This is a genomic window from Olleya sp. 1-3, assembly GCF_002836085.1.
Lineage (GTDB): Bacteria > Bacteroidota > Bacteroidia > Flavobacteriales > Flavobacteriaceae > Olleya > Olleya namhaensis.
In genome coordinates, this window is record NZ_PJBW01000001.1 from 94,328 (window position 1) to 113,747 (window position 19,420).

General features: G+C 33.0%; 13 protein-coding genes and 1 tRNA gene. 9 read left to right on the plus strand and 5 right to left on the minus strand.

All coding sequences use genetic code 11. From position 1 onward, the window contains the following. Positions 1-27: 27 nt before the first annotated feature. The gene (locus CXF54_RS00335; protein ID WP_101201991.1) at positions 28-2,925 is read left to right on the plus strand and encodes an alpha-amylase family glycosyl hydrolase; all 2,898 of its coding nucleotides are present in this window, start codon (positions 28-30) and stop codon (positions 2,923-2,925) included. Between the two features lie 114 nt (positions 2,926-3,039). Here the strand turns inward: CXF54_RS00335 and CXF54_RS00340 are convergent. Beyond that, a tRNA-Leu gene (locus CXF54_RS00340) sits at positions 3,040-3,121 on the minus strand. A gap of 114 nt (positions 3,122-3,235) precedes the next feature. Here CXF54_RS00340 and CXF54_RS00345 point away from each other — a divergent pair. The 5 genes from CXF54_RS00345 (at position 3,236) to CXF54_RS00365 (ending at position 9,931) form a co-directional block, all read left to right on the plus strand. Further along, positions 3,236-4,624 carry a dipeptidase gene (locus CXF54_RS00345; RefSeq protein WP_101201992.1) on the plus strand — a complete coding sequence of 463 codons (1,389 nt, stop codon included), beginning with the start codon at positions 3,236-3,238 and terminating at the stop codon, positions 4,622-4,624. A 129-nt stretch (positions 4,625-4,753) separates the two neighbouring features. Next, positions 4,754-5,611 carry a DMT family transporter gene (locus CXF54_RS00350; RefSeq protein WP_232782535.1) on the plus strand — a complete coding sequence of 286 codons (858 nt, stop codon included), beginning with the start codon at positions 4,754-4,756 and terminating at the stop codon, positions 5,609-5,611. Positions 5,612-5,897: 286 nt separating this feature from the next. Continuing rightward, positions 5,898-6,263, plus strand: coding sequence for a BlaI/MecI/CopY family transcriptional regulator (locus CXF54_RS00355; protein ID WP_090836483.1), 366 nt, complete (start codon positions 5,898-5,900; stop codon positions 6,261-6,263). A gap of 2 nt (positions 6,264-6,265) precedes the next feature. Then, positions 6,266-8,668 (plus strand): M56 family metallopeptidase, encoded by a 2,403-nt coding sequence (locus CXF54_RS00360; protein WP_101201994.1) that lies wholly within the window; start codon positions 6,266-6,268, stop codon positions 8,666-8,668. Between the two features lie 162 nt (positions 8,669-8,830). Further along, positions 8,831-9,931, plus strand: coding sequence for a DUF4407 domain-containing protein (locus CXF54_RS00365; RefSeq protein WP_090836487.1), 1,101 nt, complete (start codon positions 8,831-8,833; stop codon positions 9,929-9,931). 53 nt (positions 9,932-9,984) lie between these two features. Here the strand turns inward: CXF54_RS00365 and CXF54_RS00370 are convergent, their stop codons facing one another. The 4 genes from CXF54_RS00370 to CXF54_RS00385 all read right to left on the minus strand — a co-directional run bounded on the left by CXF54_RS00370 (position 9,985) and on the right by CXF54_RS00385 (position 13,345). After that, positions 9,985-10,563, minus strand: a complete 579-nt coding sequence (locus CXF54_RS00370) for a PhnA domain-containing protein (protein ID WP_090836489.1) — start codon at positions 10,561-10,563, stop codon at positions 9,985-9,987. 64 nt (positions 10,564-10,627) lie between these two features. Then, positions 10,628-11,629: a type I phosphomannose isomerase catalytic subunit gene (locus tag CXF54_RS00375; RefSeq protein ID WP_101201995.1), complete on the minus strand. Its 1,002-nt coding sequence runs from the start codon at positions 11,627-11,629 to the stop codon at positions 10,628-10,630. 10 nt (positions 11,630-11,639) lie between these two features. Further along, positions 11,640-12,137, minus strand: coding sequence for a family 2 glycosyl transferase (locus CXF54_RS00380; RefSeq protein WP_090836493.1), 498 nt, complete (start codon positions 12,135-12,137; stop codon positions 11,640-11,642). 26 nt (positions 12,138-12,163) lie between these two features. After that, entirely contained in the window at positions 12,164-13,345 is a 1,182-nt protein-coding gene (locus CXF54_RS00385; RefSeq protein ID WP_101201996.1) for a response regulator, read from the minus strand. A 180-nt stretch (positions 13,346-13,525) separates the two neighbouring features. Between CXF54_RS00385 and CXF54_RS00390 the strand changes: the two genes are divergently transcribed. From CXF54_RS00390 to CXF54_RS00400, 3 genes are read left to right on the plus strand one after another with little or no spacing between them, the layout of a single operon-like run. Then, entirely contained in the window at positions 13,526-16,615 is a 3,090-nt protein-coding gene (locus tag CXF54_RS00390) for a hypothetical protein (protein WP_101201997.1), read from the plus strand. Then, a complete protein-coding gene (locus tag CXF54_RS00395; protein ID WP_101201998.1) occupies positions 16,615-17,832 on the plus strand; it encodes a hypothetical protein in 1,218 nt (405 codons plus the stop codon). The genes CXF54_RS00390 and CXF54_RS00395 overlap by 1 nt, the downstream gene beginning before the upstream one ends. Continuing rightward, a complete protein-coding gene (locus CXF54_RS00400; RefSeq protein ID WP_101201999.1) occupies positions 17,826-19,340 on the plus strand; it encodes a glycoside hydrolase family 2 TIM barrel-domain containing protein in 1,515 nt (504 codons plus the stop codon). Before CXF54_RS00395 ends, CXF54_RS00400 begins: the two co-directional genes overlap by 7 nt. Positions 19,341-19,420 lie beyond the last annotated feature (80 nt).

Below are 19,420 nucleotides of genomic sequence, written 5' to 3' on the forward strand. Positions count from 1 at the left end.
GCAGGCCTTTTATTTTAAAAAAACAACATGAAAAAACAACTACTTTTCTTGCTTCTGCTTTTTCCTCTATTTGCAGTCGCACAAGTCACAATAAGTCCTGATCCTATACTAGTGGACCAACCAGTTACTATTACTGTAGATGCAACTGCAACCACATGTAATAGTATTGTTAATCCAACAAAAATATATGCGCATTTAGGAGTCGGTGATGAAACCGATGAATACGGCATAAAAGTAATCGGAAACTGGGGACAAGATGATGGCATTGGAGAAATGACCAATAATGGTGATGGCACATGGAGCATTACATTAACACCAAGTACTTATTTTAATTTAACAGCTTCTGAAGAGGCTAATGTTACTAAAATGGGACTCGTGTTTAGAAACCCAAACGGTACACAAGAATTAAAGCTAGATAATGGCGGATGTCAAAATTTTGTATTCAATATTGGTGCGTTTCAGGTGGATATGATTAATCCAACTTCAAACGGAATAATTGCTGTAACCAGTGGTGCTAGCACACAAATATTAGCACAAAACACTAATGGTAATGCTACGTATGTTTTAAAAGCTAACGGAGCTGTTGTAAACACAACGACTACAAATTTTTACAACTATGCTTTTGCTAATATAACCGAAAATAAATATTGTCAACTTGAAGTGTCACAAGGCACTGAGACAGTTACAAAAACATTTACCATTTTAGTAAATAATGCAGCTTCTGAAGCACTACCTGCAGGCATGGTAAATGGTATTAATTATACTAGCGCAACTTCTGCAACATTAGTATTAGAAGCCCCTTTAAAAGATTTTGTTTACGTTGCCGGAAGTTTTAATAACTGGACACCTTCAGATGCAGATGCTATGAAAAAAGATCCTGCTACTGGTAAATTTTGGCTAGCGATTAACGGATTAGTTGCGCAACAAATAGAAACATATCAATATTGGGTTGGAGCGGAAAACACAGTAACAGGCTCTCCTAAACTAGTTAAAATAGCAGATCCTTTTTCTACAGTAGTACTTTCTCCTTTTGACGATCCATATATTCCAGCTTCATCTTATCCTAACTTACCAGTGTATCCTGCTGGTCAAGAAAGAGAAGTTACGGTTTTACAAACAGGACAAACCACTTATAACTGGCAAGTCACAGATTTTGAAAAGCCTAAAAAAGAAGACTTAGTAATTTACGAAGTTTTAATTAGAGACTTTGATAAAAATGCGGACGGAGGACGAAACTTTCAGCAATTAATAGATAGAATTGATTATTTCAAAAACCTAAATGTTAATGCCATTCAATTAATGCCAATAATGGAATTTGAAGGTAACGAAAGTTGGGGTTACAACACTTCTTTTCATATGGCTTTAGATAAATACTACGGTACAGAAGCTAAATTTAAAGAGTTTGTAGATGTTTGTCATCAAAACGGAATTGCAGTTATTTTAGACATTGCTTTAAACCATGCATTTGGACGTAATCCAATGGTACGCATGTGGATGGACGACCCTGATAATGATGGATGGGGAGAACCAAGCAGCGAAAACCCTTACTTTAATCAAGTCGCAACTCATAGTTATAACGTTGGCTCTGACTTTGACCATTCAAGCACGTTAACTAAAAATTACACAAAGCGTGTTGTGCAACATTGGGTGGAAGAGTTTAATATAGATGGATTCCGTTGGGATTTAACTAAAGGGTTTACTCAAAACTGTAGCCCATCAGACGAGAACTGTACAAACCAATATCAAGCAGACAGAGTCGCTGTTTTAAAAGAATACGCTGATTATTCTTGGAGTTTAGACGATGATCATTACGTGATTTTCGAACATTTAGGTGGTACTCAAGAAGAAAAAGAATGGGCTGATTACAGAATAAGCGAAGACAAAGGCATCATGCTTTGGGGAAAAATGACAGATCCATACAATCAATTAACAATGGGTTACGCTTCTAATAGTAACATTAATGGAATGGGACACAATAGCCGAAACTTTGATGCGCCTAGATTAATTGGTTACCCAGAAAGCCACGACGAAGAGCGTTTAATGTACAGAAACTTACAATTTGGAAATGCAACTAACGCTAGTCATAATGTCACAGATTTAAACACTGCAATTTCTAGAATGTCCGCTTTAGGCGCAGTAAGTTTAACTATTCCTGGTCCAAAAATGATTTGGCACTTTGGAGCGTTAGGTATGGAAAATTCAATTTACACGTGTAATAACGGAAGTGTAAACGTCCCTGGAGGATCAGATGGCGACTGTAAACTAGATACAAAACCACAACCACAATGGGATAATAACTGGTTAACAAACACAACTAGAAGTCAAGTTTATAATGACTGGTCAAGGTTAAACGATTTAAAAGTTAACCAACCCGTTTTTGAAGGCAATTATGTTATTAACAATCCAACCAACCCTGATGTTAACACATTAACACCAAGAATATACATTTTTGATAACTCCATACCGTCAGACCAATTAAATAACGTTGTTATTTTAGCTAATTTTGATGTTGTTTCGCAAAATATAACGCCAGACTTTCCGTCTACGGGGACTTGGTATGACTTAATGGATGCAACAAACAGTACTTCAATAAATGTAACTAGTACAACAGCGCCTTTAAGTATTCCTGCTGGACAATTTAAAGTGTATGGTAATGCCGTACCACAAAATTTAAGCACAGATACGTTTGATCTATCTAGTGTCTTTAAACTGTACCCTAACCCATCTAACGTTTCTTTTTCAGTAAACGTTGAAGTAAAGAAGGTACAAGTAATTGATCTTTCAGGAAAACTAATACAAACCTATAATGGGACTTTTAAAGCAGGTCATAAATTTTATATTCAAGATTTAGCAAAAGGACTTTATTTAGTAAAAACCGAAACTAATAACGGTCAAATACAAACTACTAAACTGATTAAATCGTAACTATTTAATCTTTTCAATACAAAAAGCTTCAGTAATTGTGCTGAAGCTTTTTCCTTTTTTCTAATTATAGCGCATAAAAAAAGCTTCTCTAACAAGAGAAGCTTTTTTACTTTGTACAGGCGGGGAGACTCGAACTCCCACACCTCGCGGCACTAGATCCTAAGTCTAGCGTGTCTACCAATTCCACCACGCCTGCGACTTATACCCGTAATTTCGGATTGCAAATATAAACAATAGTTTGAATATTCATAACAACCTTAAAAGAAATTATTATCCTTTTTGTATTTTTACATAAATTCAATCTATTTTCATGAAAAATATAAAGTCTTACGTCCAAGAAAACAAGCAACGTTTTCTTGACGAATTAATAGAATTACTTAAGATTCCGTCAATCAGTGCGGATTCTGCTTATAAAGAACATACCATTAACACCGCAGACGTTGTGGCAAAAAGCTTAAAAGACGCTGGTTGTGATGTTGTTGAAATTTGCGAAACAGAAGGATATCCAATTATTTACGCTCATAAAATAATTGATAAAGACTTACCAACCGTTTTAGTTTATGGTCATTATGACGTACAACCGCCAGATCCATTAAATTTATGGACCTCTCCTCCTTTTGAGCCTGTTATCAAAACAACAGATTTACATCCAGAGGGCGCTATTTTTGCACGTGGTGCTTGTGACGACAAAGGGCAAATGTACATGCACGTTAAAGCAATGGAGTTTATGACTAAAAACAACACTTTACCTTGTAACGTCAAGTTTATGATAGAAGGTGAAGAGGAAGTTGGAAGTGTTAACCTTGCTAAATTTGTAAAACAAAACCAAGACAAGCTGTCAAACGATGTAATCTTAATTAGTGATACTGGTATGATCGCACAAGACACACCATCCATTACAACAGGATTACGTGGTTTAAGTTATGTTGAGGTAGAAGTTACAGGACCAAATCGCGATTTACACTCAGGATTATATGGTGGTGCAGTAGCAAATCCAATAAACGTTTTAACTAAAATGATTGCATCATTACATGATGACAATAATCATATTACCATTCCTGGATTTTATGACAACGTAGAAGAATTATCTTTAGACGAGCGTGCACAAATGGCAAAAGCTCCGTTTTCATTAGACAAATACAAAGCAGCTTTAGATATTGATGCTGTATACGGAGAAGAAGGTTATACAACCAACGAGCGTAACAGTATTAGACCAACCTTAGACGTTAACGGTATTTGGGGTGGTTATACTGGAGAAGGCGCAAAAACAGTAATAGCAAGTCAAGCATTTACAAAAATATCGATGCGTTTAGTCCCAAACCAAGATTGGGAAAACATCACAGACTTATTCAAAAACCATTTTGAAAGCATTGCACCAAAAGGCGTTAAAGTAAAAGTAACACCTCATCATGGTGGACAAGGTTACGTAACACCAATAGACAGTATTGGTTACCAAGCAGCAAGTAAAGCCTATCAAGAAACCTTTGGAAAAACACCAATACCACAACGTAGTGGAGGAAGTATTCCAATTGTAGCTTTATTTGAGCAAGAATTAAAAAGTAAAACCATTTTAATGGGCTTTGGTTTAGATAGCGACGCAATCCACAGTCCAAACGAACATTTTGGAGTATGGAATTACTTAAAAGGAATTGAAACTATTCCGTATTTCTATAAGTACTTTACAGAAATGTATAAATAAAATTAGGGTGTCACCACCTTTTGCTTTTAGTAGGCAAAAGGTGGTCGCGTCATCCATTATATCTTTATTTTGCCATATATGGCAGCAAAATAAAGGATGCCATTACTACCGCTTACACAACCAATCAAAGTGAAAGACCAACATTTAAAGCACGTATTAGCACTAACCTTTGCCACACTACTAATTAGTACATCAGGTAGTTTAGGTCGCTATATAAGCATGCCTGCTCCTATAACCATTTGGTGGCGTAGTTTTTTAGCTTTGTTTCTACTATTAGGATATTGTAAATACAAAAACATTACCCTAAAAATAAACTCTAAAAGAGACTTAGGTGCTTTTGTATTAAGTGCCTTATTTATGGCTTCGCACTGGATTACTTACTTTATAGCGCTACAACTATCAAGCGTTGCTATTGGTATGCTAGCCTTATTTACATTTCCTATAATGACAGCCTTTTTAGAACCCTTATTTTCTAAAACAAAATTTGATTATATGCACCTTTTATTAGGCGCTTTGGTACTTTTAGGGATTTACATTCTCTCTCCAGAATTAGACTTTCAAAATGACGCCGTAAAAGGGATTCTATTTGGACTATTTTCTGCCTTCTGTTATGCTATGCGTATTTTAATACTTAAACAATACGTAACCTCCTACCATGGTAGCAGTCTAATGTTTTTTCAATTATTAATAATAAGCATCATTTTATTACCTGCCTTATTTTTATACGACACTTCTAATATAAGCACACAGTTTCCGTATGTTATTATTCTAGCATTAGTAACCACAGCAATTGGACACACATTATTTATTCAAAGTTTAAACCATTTTAAAGTCAGTACAGCCAGTATTATTGGTAGCACACAACCAATATTCGGAATTATAATTGCCTTTTTCTTTTTAAACGAAATCCCTACTTGGAACACTTTTTTTGGTGGAATGCTAATCCTATCTACAGTTGTTATTGAGAGTTTACGCTCTAGGAAGTAGTAAATAATCTACTCTTTTCATAAAAAAACAACTTAATAAAAAATCTTTATTTAGGCGTGCCTTTTTTGTGATAACATAGTTATTTCCGTTTGGGAGGAGATCCTGAAACTAGTTCAGGATGACGTGGAGTGGATGATAACAAATATGTTATAATTCAGTCGTAACTGATTAGGAATGAAACAAAAACTCTACTTTCTTTTATAATTAAAAACAAAAAAAACACCTCTACATTTGTAGAATCATTTTTTTGTTCTACATTTGTAGAAGTTAATCTAAACTTGTAGACATGCAATTATCAAAAACGGAAGAAGAATTAATGAACCATCTATGGAAACTAGAAAAAGCTTTCATGAAAGATTTATTAGAAGCCTATCCAGAGCCAAAACCTGCTAACACAACCGTTGCAACGTTATTAAAACGTATGACGGATAAAGGTTTTGTGACATACACCAAGTTTGGCAACTCAAGACAATACCAACCAATGGTTAAGAAAAAAGACTATTTTTCTAAGCATGTTAATGGCTTAATTAAAAACTTTTTTAACGATAGCAGTTCTCAATTCGCCTCTTTTTTTACCAAAGAAACCGATTTAAGTAAAAATGAATTAGAGGAGTTAAGAGCAATAATTGACAACGAAATTAAAAACAAGTAATCATGGAACTATTACTGTTAAAATCCAGTGTTTGCCTTTTAGCTTTGCTATTGTTTTACAAAATAGCGTTAGAACCATTAAGCATTCATAAATTTAAAAGAGTTTATTTATTGGTTGCTGTTGCAATTGCTGCAATAATACCTTTTATAACGTTTATAACATATGTCCAGCCTGCTTTTGACAAGTCATCATTTATTTTTGATACTTCCACAACAATACCATTAGACACAAATTTTAAAATAGTAGAAGAAACCAACTACTTATCCATCATTTTATGGAGTATTTATGCTTTAGGAGTAGGTTTATTCTTTATTAGATTTTGCGTTAATCTATATAAAATAGTTTCAAAAATCAGAAAACACACTAAAGTTAAAAGCAGCTCTTTTATCAATGTTTTAATGGAGCAATTAGAAATTCCGCATACGTTTTTTAATTATATCTTTTTAAATAAAAACAAGTTTGAAAACAAACAAATTCCTACTGAAGTCTTACTACACGAACAAACGCACGCCAAACAAAAACACAGTATAGACATCATAATTATAGAGTTACTTCAAGTCATGTTTTGGTTTAACCCATTAGTATATTGGCTTAAAAAAGAAGCCAAACTTAATCATGAATTTTTAGCCGATCAAGCTGTCTTAAACCATGGCGTTGACACAAAAAACTACCAAAACATCTTGTTACAATTCTCATCCAATCAACAAGACTTAGTATTAGCTAATGCAATCAATTATTCATCAATCAAAAAACGTTTTACACTTATGAAAACACAAACACCAAAATCAATCGTCTGGTTACGCAGTTTACTTATGCTTCCTTTACTAGGCCTTTTAATTTACAGCTTCAGTGATACAATAGAAGTTGAAAAAGAAACTAATACTACTATAGTCCGAAAATTCGAAAATGCATCTGACAAGGTGGATTCTGAAATCAATTATAGAAAGAATAATAAAGACAAGTATTATAAAAATGTAACAATAATATTTAGAGATAAAAACAAGAATATAATTGCAACTAAAAAATATGTTGACTTATCTGAAATAGAAAAAAAACTATTACCACCTCCTCCATCTAAACCAATAAAGATTAATCCAACAAAACAGCAGTTAAACAATTGGTTGGACAGTAAAAAATATGGTATTTGGCTAGACGGAAAAAAAATCGACAATAATAAAATATCATCATTATCAACATCAAGTTTTGTTCATTATTTTGAAAGTAAATTGGCTAAAAATGCTTTAAACTATGGTAATCACTATTACCAGGTAAATTTATACACAGAAAAAGGCTTTAACAAAACTTGGGAGGATACAATTAAACCTTTAAGTAAAGATTCAGAAATATTTATCTACTATAACCAAAAAGTTTTAAGTAATAATAAAAAACAAATTTCAAAATATACTCATTCTGCAACTTTCTTAGAAGACACAAAACTATTAGTAAACGGAATAGAATGTGATGGTTGTACACTTAACTTATCAAAAAAAGGAATATCCGAATTAATTTTAACTACAACTAACCAAGAAGATATAACTAATTTTAAGTTGAAAATTCCAGGTATCAAAACATTATTTAACGAAGGTAACATGCCTAGTAATGAAACTAGACAATATATCTCAAGAATTAAAAAAGGAGACTTTATCATGCTTTTTGACATCGCTTCTAAGTCTAAGAAATATAAATCTATAAGAATACAATTAGTAGACATTGATGATGAAAACTATTCAGAATCACCTAAAGTAAAAAAAGGAGAAGCCTCTAGTATTCCGCCACCGCCGCCACCGCCACCTGCAAATCCAAATGCGACTCCTGAAGAGAAAGCAAAACAAGAAAAGGTTATAGAAAAATACAATAAAGAGAATAAAATTGTAAACGGAAAGGTATCAAGAATTCCTACTCCACCTCCAATAAGTACTTTAGACCACGTTATCAAAATGGCAAAAAAAGGCGCTGCTTTTTATTATAATGGAAAGGTTATAACATCTGATAGAGCAATAAATTTAGTCAAGAAAAATCTCAAACTAAATATCTCTTCAAACACCAACAATGGAGTTGCTACAGTGCATATTTCGGAAAAGCCAATACGCACTATTAATGGTAAAGTAATTGAACCAAAAATAGATCAAATGGCATCTAATATTGAAACTAAGACTACACATCTTACAATAAATGCAGATACATTAAATGAATTAAAAGCATTTGACTGGAAAGCATTACCCATTATTTTTGAATCAAATAATCCTGAAGAAATAATTACATTGAGTTTTAGTCTTGACCATAAAGTGAATTTCAAAAATTCTGAAATAGACAATTTTAACTTTACAATTTCAGATAAGACATCACAACTTAATACTATGATTAGTAAATCAAAAAAGGCTATTAATAAATTAAGTTCAATTTAAAAATACAGGTTTAAATAAATACAAACTACGTAAAAACAAAAAAACCTCAACATTCTTGAGGTTTTTTTAGCTCAAAACTGTAACAAAACCAGACATTTAGCGTTCTAATAGATAATCAGTCCTGAGCTTATCTAAGGATCATCAATCAAAATCAATCACATCATGTTTAAACACTTTTTTATAATCTGTTCTGGAGCAGATACCGATATTCTGAAAACGTCCTCTAATGGCGAACAAAATAAATACGCAGGAATAGGCGCTACCGTCTTTTTTACAGCAGTAATGGCTTTTATAGCTTCTAGCTATGCCCTTTACACCGTTTTTGATAATGCATATATCTCTATTGGATTTGGTTTAGTTTGGGGGCTTTTAATTTTTAATTTAGACCGTTTTATAGTGTCAACCATCAAAAAAAGAGGTTCCTTTTTTAATCAGTTGCTTCAAGCAACACCTAGATTAATTTTAGCCTTAATTATTGCTATCGTAATATCAAAACCTTTAGAACTTAAAATTTTTCAAAAAGAAATCAATCAAGTCTTATTAACAGAGAAAAATGCAATGACGCTTCAAAATCAAGACGATATTGCTTTACAGTTTTCACCAAAAGAAACCGAGTTAAAACAAAAAATCAAAACTTTACAGACTAATATTGACACAAAAGAAGCTGAAGTAAATACGCTTTACAACACCTATATTACAGAAGCGGAAGGTACTTCTGGAACTAATAAACTAGGAAAAGGACCTGTCTATAAAGAAAAACGAGACAAGCACGATACCGCGTTAGCAGACTTACAACTATTAAAAACAGAGACTAAGGATAAAATTACAGCTATTGAACTGGAACTGCTTGAGCTTAAAACAAATTACAACTTACAAGTAGCCAACACACAACCTATTATTGATGGCTTTGACGGTTTAATGGCCAGGATCAATGCCTTAAACACGCTACCCTGGTTGCCTTCTTTTTTTATATTCTTATTATTTTTAGCTATTGAAACCTCGCCTATAATAGCAAAACTATTATCACCCAAGGGAGAATATGATTTTAAACTAGAAGATCAAGAAACAGCTATCAAAACGGTTGTTGAGCAACGTGTTCAAGAAAGAAAACTATCTGTAAAAGCTGACTTTAAAATAAATGATAAAATTTATTCGGATTTATCAGAAGAAGATGAACTGTATCAATACAAACGTAAAAAAGCACGTGCATTAATGCAACTTCAAGCAGATGCATTTTACAAACAACAAGAAAAAGCATTGTAACAAAAAAGGCTTCAATTATTAATTGAAGCCTTTTTTATATCTTGTCATTAAGATTATAGTTTCTTAACGTATTCTGTAATAATAACGGTAAGTGTTGGTCCTACTTTACCTTCAATATAAGTTGCGTTTTCACGATCTAATCTAATATTTCTAACTGCAGTCCCTTGTTTAGCAACTTGACTAGATCCTTTAATTTTAAGATCTTTAACTAAAACAACACTATCTCCTGTTTCTAAAATCACACCATTAACATCTCTATGGATAATTTTATCAGCTTCGTCTTTATGCTCATCCGTTAATCTAGCTATTGCTAAATTATCTTCATCCAAGTACATCATGTCTAACAAATCTTTTGGCCAACCTTCACCTCTTAATCGTTGTAACATTCTCCAAGCCATAATCTGAACAGCAACGTGCTCTGACCACATACTATCGTTTAAACATCTCCAATGGTTAACATCCATTTCTGTGTTTTTTTCGATTTGATCATAACAGGTACCGCAAACTAATACGCAAGTATCTACAGTTTCTGTTAATGATGGCGGAATATTATATTGTCTAGTATCTGTTGGAGAAGTACACAACTCGCAAGTTGTATTACTTCTTTCTTCTAACATTTGAAGTACGCTCATGATAAGTTTTTTTTGATGCCAACAAATATAGTAAATGCTTTGTGTTTTGGCACTAAAATAAGGACTAAGATGCTTGTTGTAAGTTTTGTGTTGAGTCACTACTTACAAATACTTCTAATAATTTTGCGTTGTCTGAGTTAAATGCAACTTCTTTTGCATTTGCTGGGATTAAAATAGTTTCTCCCATTTTTACGGTTTCAGTATGTAAACCTGCTGTTATATCTACTTGACCTTCTACACACATAAAAATAATAAAAGAATCGATGTTTGAGTAGTCTTTAACTTGATGGTTTGTAATATCCAAAATGTTAGTTGTAAAATATTCGCAATTAACTAAACTTGCACTAGTGTTAGGTTGTAAAGCGTAATCTGCTTTACCATTAGAGTCAAATTGCTTTGTCGCTTGTTCTGCTAACTTTGTATGTAATTCTCTTTTTTGACCAGAATCATCTGTTCTATCCCAATCATAAACACGATAAGTAACATCTGAAGTCTGCTGTATCTCGGCTGCTAAAACACCCGCTCCAATAGCATGTATTTTTCCTGCTGGAATAAAAAAGCTATCGCCTTTTTTAACTTGTTCTCTGTTAAAAACAGCATCTACATTATCTGCATTAATATGATTTAATACTTCTGGATTTACCGTTTTATCTTTTAAACCTAAAACAATATCTGCATTTTCATCACTATCCATTATGTACCACATCTCTGTTTTACCAAAACTATTATGATGTTTTTTAGCCATTTTATTATCTGGATGTACTTGTACAGACAAATCTGTTTTTGCATCTAAAAACTTAATTAATAATGGGAAGTTATATCCAAAATGAGCAAAATTATCTGATCCTAAAAGTGCTGCTTCGTGAGTTGCAATTAGCGCTTTTAAATTAGCACCTTTATAAACACCATTACTAACTACAGATACATTTCCGTTTACATCAGAGATCTCCCAGCTTTCGCCAACATTATCTTTGTCAGTATCTTTTCCTAAAAGGTTTCCTAGTTTGTTTCCTCCCCAGATTTTCTCTTTTAATATTGGATTGAATTTAATTGGATATACTTTCATAATTAGCGGTTTATAGTTTACTTAAATACTGACGGTTAACAAATTTATTCTTGACATTTAGCTTTTTCAAATACTCGACTACTGAAAATAGACTTTGAAATAGTGTTAATTTAATACCACGTTCTTTTAAATTTTCGACATTATAATCGACTATTACTTCATGGTTTTCGCTGATTGCTCTTACTAAACCATTTAATCCTTGGTATTTAATATTTAGCAAATTAGTTGAAATGTATCCTAAATGCTTTAGGTTAAATTGACTAAACATAAATCTTGCTCCTGCTCTTACTGCCGAAACGTCTGACTTAAATTTTCTTATATCTACTACAGATACATTTGGTAATCCAGCGTCTTTTATTTCTTGTAAAGCATGCATTGTATTGTCTTTACTTGCATTATTAACTAAGCAAAACTGGATGTTATTTGACTGACGAAGTTGTTTTACAAAAATGTCTGTGTCTATATGTTTTTCGTTATTATGAAAAATTATTATGATACCTGTTTTCATGATTTGGGGATTTAGAAAGTTGGTAATTAGGCTACTTTTAGGTCTTTTGAGGTTGCTTTTGTGTGTTTCTTTTTTGATCTGTACACCCAAGCAATTTGTCCAAGTTGTCCAACAATTTTTATTGAATCTTTCATTGATAACTTAGAACCATCTGCATGAATCCATCTTTTTAATGGCTGCTCACAAAGCATTGTTTTTGCTTCTTTTAATCCAAAATGGATACTCATTCTTTTAAAAATTTCTACATCAAAAATCCACTGTGTTACAAACTTTTCACCAAAAGCGATATCAATAACATCTTTATGGAAAATTTTAGCGCCACATTGCGTGTCTTTAAAGTCCATTTTTAAAATCTTTCTGATAATAAAGTTAATTGTTAAACTGATTATTTTTCTTGCAGATTCCTTTGTAATATTTGCTCCCATTCTAGAGATACGTGATCCACTTACAATTTTAAATTCTGTAGTTTCGATAGTTTTAACTAAATCATCAAAATCTGCTAAGTCTGTAGATAAATCTGCATCTAAAAACCCGATGTAATCTAAATCTTCTTTTTCAGCCATGTGTAACATTCCTAAACGAACAGCTTCTGCTTTTCCTCCGTTTTTCTCACAATCATAAACTGTAATAAAATCTTCTCTTCCTTTTTGCAATTCTTTTAAAACTTCTAATGTTTTATCCTTACTTCCATCATTTACAAAACACAAATGGTAACCAGAGTTTTTATCTATATAAGTAATAAATTCTTCACTTAATAAACGCTCTTCTTCATTATAACAAGGGATGACAACACCTACACAACGCTCTTGTATCATTACATTACTTTTAGTCACTGTGTTTTGTACTTCTGGAGCACCAATTAATCGTTTTACACGTGCACTAATTTCGTTTAAGCTTAATGGCTTTTTCATGTAATCGTTAATACCTAATTCAAAACCTTCTGTTATTGTTTCGTCTTTGGTATCTCCCGATAAAACCATGATTGGCGTTTGAGAGTTTTTTGTAATTCTAATATATTTTACCACTTCCAATCCAGATACGCCTGGCATGTTTATGTCCACAATTACTAAATCCGGACTAAAAGACTCAAATATCTCTAAACCTTTGTTGGCGTCTGTTTCTATTTTTACTTCGTATCCTAACTCTACTAATCTTTTTTGTAAAGGCAGTAATACTAATTGTTGGTCGTCTATTGCTAAAACTTTCATAATAAGTGTGTTTAAGTGTTGTTGATGGTACAAATGTACAGGAGAAAGCAGCCTTGAAATTGTTATTTAGTTTAACCTATAGTTAAGTGTCGACGAATGGTAGATTGCTGTAGATAATTAAAAATCAAACCACTATTATATTTATTTATCTTTACCATATTATTACAGCTTAGGCTTTATATGAAGGAAACCTCAAACAAATTTTTAATCACCGCCATTCTTTTAGCATTGGCGTTTCATGGTAGTGCCATATTTTTTACTTTGGAAACTACTTATGACGCGTTAATACACCTGTTTTTTGCAGATCATTATGCAAACAGTTGGTTTGAACCTTGGAACTACGAGTGGTACACTGGTTTTACGGTACAAAGTTATCCGCCTTTAGTGCATCAAACCATTGGACTACTGTCCATGATTGGTGGCTTAAAGTTTGGAATGTTTAGTGTTGCCTTAATTGCAATTGTACTATTTGTTACTGGTACGTATCGTTTCTCTCTAATGATGACGGCTAATAAAACCGTTGCAGGTTATGCGTGTGTATTGGCTGTATTTAGCTCGTCGTTTGTAGAAACGCTTCATATTTTTGGACAGTTACCTAGTATCGTTGGAGTTTCGGTTTTAATGCATTCCCTTCCTGAGATATATTTATGGTTAAAAACCGGTAAGAAATGGTATTTAGCAACCTCCTTATCACTAATAGCAGTCACGGTAACTTCACACCATGTGACGCCCATTTTTGGAATGATCTTTTTTATCTTTCCTTTAATAGGAATGGTAATTATGGATGTTTCGCGCGAGCAAGTCGACACCATGAAAGAAGTGACTTTCAAGCTATTTCTAAACAGTTTTTTTAAACTGTTTAAGCGTATTGTAAGTTTCGGGATGCTTTCATTAGTCTTAATTGTAGGTTGTATTTTTCCATATTGGCTAAACTCCAAAGCCAATCCAATTACTCAGGTACCCATTCCGCATGGCTCTCGCGATAATTTCTTAGAAATCACATCCTCTGGCTTAGTCTTTTTTTTAATTCCTTGGGGAATTTTACTAATATTATTACCCTATATTTTTTATAGATATTACAGCAAACGTTACTTGTTTTTTGGATTATCAATAACCATTTGCACCATATTAGGTACCGGAGGAACCACTCCTGTACCTTTAAAAATGTTAGGCGAAACTGCTTTTAATATTTTAACCTTAGATAGGTTTACACTTTGGGCGTCCATATTATCTATTCCTTTAATGGGCGAATTTGTGTATCGTTTTGTTGAAGGTGATTTAAAGGAACTTATTCAGTCTAAATTTGGCGCTATTTATCATCGTATTATTGGCGGAATATTAGCTGGACTTATGGTATTTATGATTGTATTTACCATGAGTTTAAATTATTTTAGACCGTCACAACCACAGAAAATAAAGATGTTACCTATCGTTAATTTCTTAAATCAAGATGATCATGATAAATGGCGTTTTTTAACACTAGGTTTTGGAGACCAAATGGCGTGGCTAAGTGCGCAAACTAATGCTATGACTGTTGATGGAAACTACCATTCTGCAAGACGATTACCAGAATTAACCACACGACCAATAGAGCGTTTAGAAAACTCAAAATTTAAAGGTGTTGCCGGAATTGGATCACTACAGCAATTTTTAACAACGCCAGAGAAATACAATCTTAAGTACATATTTTCTAACGATAAGTTTTACGACCCCATCCTTTACTTTTGTGGCTGGCAACGTTTACGACAATTAGAAAATGGAATTATGGTTTGGGAACGCCTTAACATTCCGCCAGTATCTTCTATTTTACCTAAAGAAGATGTTGCCAAATGGGTGAAATTAATGTGGGGAATCATTCCGTTTTTAACTGTTTTAATCGCCTTTATTTTAAACATACAAATGCTTTGGGTTAATGCTTTAAAAACACGTATTAAACCAGTTCCAGATTTTTTAAAGTTTCCGACTACCTATAATAAGTTTAATAGAAATGTTTTAAGAATCACCCACGTTTGGTCATTAATTCTTGCCATAGCAGTGTTTTATGGCATCTACTTATTCTATCTAAAAAACGATTCGCAACGCAGTCCAGAAAATGCCATTATCGCATATTACGATGCTTTAGATTTTAAAGAATTTGAAAAAGCGCACAGCTTAATAGATCCTGAAAACAACTTACCAATAGCACAATATATGCTAGAGATATCGGTAACGGATGGTTTACTAAGTAGCTATGCAAAAATGGATGCTATTGAAACCGAAATTACAAAACGTAACGACAGTACTGTCTCTGCAAAAGTGACTAGTCAATGGATTACGCCTTTAGAGAAAATTGAAAAAATTGACTATAAATCATTATCAAGGCGTAAAGGGAAATGGTATTTACAACCAGACGATTTAAATAACGATTTACCTCCAGATCAACTATACTCTGATAATGCAACCAAGTATTTTAATCAAGGAAGACGCCGCATTACAACAGAAGCAACACACCATGAAGACATTTTAAAACAGCCTGTTTTAGAAGTTGTTTCAGCTAAATTAGTGCAGTATGATGGTAGTTATGCTATAATTGGAGAAGTCCAAAACGTAGATAATGTCCCTGCAGATGTTATTTTAAAAGGCACACTTTATAACGATAACAACAAGCAACTAGCAACGTATAATGCAAAGTACCACGTTAAGCATAAACTAATGCCTAAAGAGTCTAGTAGTTTCCGTATTAACTTTGAAGGTATTGCTTGGTCCAGAACGCAAGATTCTATTCCGGACACGTTTAATCCAGACGAATTCACACCTATTGAATTTGAAGAACAACCAACAAAATTTAACTTACAAGTTGCAGGAAATGTTTCGGGATCTGACTTATACAAAAACGTGGTGTTAAGTGCCATTAGCATTAAAGACAGTATTATAAACGGAAACTTATTTAATAGCGGTATCCAAGAGATTACAATCCCTCAACTTTTAGTAACTTACTATGACGAAAACAAAGACATGGTTTGGGTAGATCACCTATTTGTAAAAGAAGGTGTAAGACAACAACGTAAGCAAGATTTTGAATACCACATATTACAAGATGGTCAGGTGAAAATAGTTAATACAGACATGAAAAACATTTTTGTAAATGGTTTACCAAACGATGCCATTGCTGGAAAAATCGTCCCTAACAGAATTGAAAACCATAGCGATGCCCAATTACAAAAAATTGATCATCCTGATTTTAGTTATATTAAAATAGAAATTAACACATACATAGGAAGCCCAAATTAATGCTACTTAAACGCACATACATATTTGTTTTAGGTTTGATTTTATTATCATCGTTTGCTATTGTGCAACATAATGACGCTACTAACCCTATTCAATTAGTAACGACGCAAACAGATTATAATGTTGGTAAGCCAATTGTTTTAAAATTTACTGCTTCAGAAGGCGAAAAACCATTATTGTATTGTTCTAATAGTTATGGATCAACTTTAGTTTCGGCTATAGCCGAAGAAGGTACGCTTCAATATATAATACCGGAAAACATAATCAAAAAAATTGGCGTTGTAAACTGGATAGTATTAGACAAAAATAAATCTGCTGCCGGTCAATTTAATATTATTCCAAAAGCAGAAGTCGCAACCATGGAAACCTATATTGGACCTCCAAGTATTGAAGCCGGAGGAACAGACTACACCATGTTGGTAGTTATACCTACAGATTCTTTAGACAATCCTGTACCAACAAACACAAAGGTTAATGCTAGGTTTCAGTTTTTAGCTTCCGAAGAAAACGACGACATCTTTACTAATAATTTAATTGCCTGGAGAAACATTAATTCTAAGCGAGAAAGCGGACGGATGCTTGTCTCTTCTGAAAGTTTAGGAATTAATTCTAAAGAATTTACCATTAATGTATGGGCTGCAATTCCTACAGATTTTAAAATTTCGGCAAAACGACCACATAACTACGCCGACGGAAATCAGGTAACCACTTTTAATACCTCTGTAATTAAAGATAAGCAAGACAATGTGGTTAGCGATGGTACATTTGTTACCTTTTTTATAACCAACGACCACGGAAATATTTTAAAAACCACAGGAACGACTATTAATGGAGTTGCACACTCTAAAATTATTCACCCTGATTTTAAAGACAACTGGAGCATTAAAGCCTATGTTGATGGTATGGCAGAAAGCGATACAATTGCACTAAGTTACCAAAGTGTTATTGAAGATTTTGATGTTGCTTTTGCTAATAAAAATCGTGAAATTTTAGTTGGTCCTTTACAAAGTTTTATGGAGCAAATGATTCCGGATGGTTTACACGTCAAACTTTTAATTTACAAAGACAATGTGCTTATTGACACCATTATAAAAACATCTTTTAATGGGTATGTAACTTTTAATTTAAAGCCGGCTGTTTATCAAAACGACACGTATAGTTTTAGTGTTGAAACTGCTGGAATAAATAAAACATTTAATAACAAAAAACTATGGTAGGTCTTAATAAAAACATACTACGTACCATATTAATAATCTCATATATTATGATTGTAGCCTTAATTATATCCGGTATAAGTGCGCTTTTTAGTTACTTAAATACGGGAGCAGACAGAAGTACGATGCTACATACCGAAATACAAAAAGTTGAACAATACGCTCCAAAATTAATTTGGGAACCTTTAAACAATGAAGGTCGCCCAATGGATAACGAAAATCTAAATGCCTTACAAAACGATTATTTAGATGCTTGGTATGTCAAACAAGTGGCTTACAAAAGCAATAAAACTGCTGGTATAAAAGATTATTATACAGATAGCGCTAGAAAAAACCTATATGCATTTATAGCATTAAACAAAGCTGAAAACACAACCATTGAAGCCACAACATTAAACCATAAACCTACTTTAGAGTTTTTTAGTGAAGACGGGCAACTTGCTGTCATTACAGATAGAAATGTTGTAGAATATAAACGGGTGTTTAAAGCTGAAAAATTAGTACTAGAAACGACAGAAACCTCAACTTACAAAATGGTGTTTTTGCTAGAAGATGGATTTTGGCGTATTAGACATTTAGTTAAAGAAAATACTAAACCTTACGCACCACAAATAGCAAAAATTGAAACTGATAGTTTAATTATTAAAGGGATTAATTACTATCCAAAAGCAACACCTTGGAATATGTTTGGTGACGCTTTCGCGAAAGACACAATTGCCAACGACTTTAAAGTTATTAAAGACGCTGGCTTAAATTCGGTTAGAATTTTTGTGCAATATGATGACTTCGGAAAAGCTGATGTAGATCCAAAAAAACTAGAAAAATTAAAACAAACTTTAGATGCTGCGGAAGAACAAAACCTAAAAGTAGTAGTAACGTTATTTGATTTTTATGGTGATTATTCTGTAATGAATTGGACCTTAAATCAACGTCACGCAGAAACTATAGTCTCTACTTTTAAAGACCACAACGCTATTATTGCTTGGGATATTAAAAACGAACCAAACCTTGATTTTGAGTCTAGAGGAAAAGATATGGTTATTGCTTGGCTAGACAACATGATAGATTTAGTAAAATCTATAGATAAGGTACATCCTGTAACTATTGGTTGGTCTAATACCCAAAGTGCACCAATTTTAAAAGATAAGGTAGACATTGTTTCGTTTCATTATTATGAAGGCTTAAGCGAATTGGATGCTGCCATAAAAACGATGCAAAACCAAATACCAAACAAACCATTAGTATTGCAAGAATTTGGAATGTCATCTTATAGCGGATTTTGGAAACCATTTGGAAGCTCTGAAGAAGACCAAGCTAATTATCACAAAAAAATCCAAGAGATTATTGCTTCTAATAAGTTGCAATTTATGTCTTGGACTTTATATGATTTTGTTGATGTACCAAAAGCAGTTGTAGGTAGCAGACCTTGGCGTCGTAATACCCAAAAACGTTTTGGGTTTATCGATAAAAATGGTGTAAAAAAGGCGTCGTTTAAATATATTACAAACTAGTAATTGCTTATTTTTCTACTGTTTTTGTAATTCTTATAAAAACTAAAACTCTCAAATTAAGTAGGTTAACTTGAGAGTCT

Coding starts and splice junctions, on each gene's coding strand:
- CXF54_RS00380 (WP_090836493.1), bottom strand. CDS start 12,137: ATGAAAACAGGTATCATAATAATTTTTCATAATAACGAAAAACATATA.
- CXF54_RS00355 (WP_090836483.1), top strand. CDS start 5,898: ATGCAATTATCAAAAACGGAAGAAGAATTAATGAACCATCTATGGAAA.
- CXF54_RS00365 (WP_090836487.1), top strand. CDS start 8,831: ATGTTTAAACACTTTTTTATAATCTGTTCTGGAGCAGATACCGATATT.
- CXF54_RS00385 (WP_101201996.1), bottom strand. CDS start 13,345: ATGAAAGTTTTAGCAATAGACGACCAACAATTAGTATTACTGCCTTTA.
- CXF54_RS00370 (WP_090836489.1), bottom strand. CDS start 10,563: ATGAGCGTACTTCAAATGTTAGAAGAAAGAAGTAATACAACTTGCGAG.
- CXF54_RS00395 (WP_101201998.1), top strand. CDS start 16,615: ATGCTACTTAAACGCACATACATATTTGTTTTAGGTTTGATTTTATTA.
- CXF54_RS00345 (WP_101201992.1), top strand. CDS start 3,236: ATGAAAAATATAAAGTCTTACGTCCAAGAAAACAAGCAACGTTTTCTT.
- CXF54_RS00360 (WP_101201994.1), top strand. CDS start 6,266: ATGGAACTATTACTGTTAAAATCCAGTGTTTGCCTTTTAGCTTTGCTA.
- CXF54_RS00335 (WP_101201991.1), top strand. CDS start 28: ATGAAAAAACAACTACTTTTCTTGCTTCTGCTTTTTCCTCTATTTGCA.
- CXF54_RS00390 (WP_101201997.1), top strand. CDS start 13,526: ATGAAGGAAACCTCAAACAAATTTTTAATCACCGCCATTCTTTTAGCA.
- CXF54_RS00400 (WP_101201999.1), top strand. CDS start 17,826: ATGGTAGGTCTTAATAAAAACATACTACGTACCATATTAATAATCTCA.
- CXF54_RS00375 (WP_101201995.1), bottom strand. CDS start 11,629: ATGAAAGTATATCCAATTAAATTCAATCCAATATTAAAAGAGAAAATC.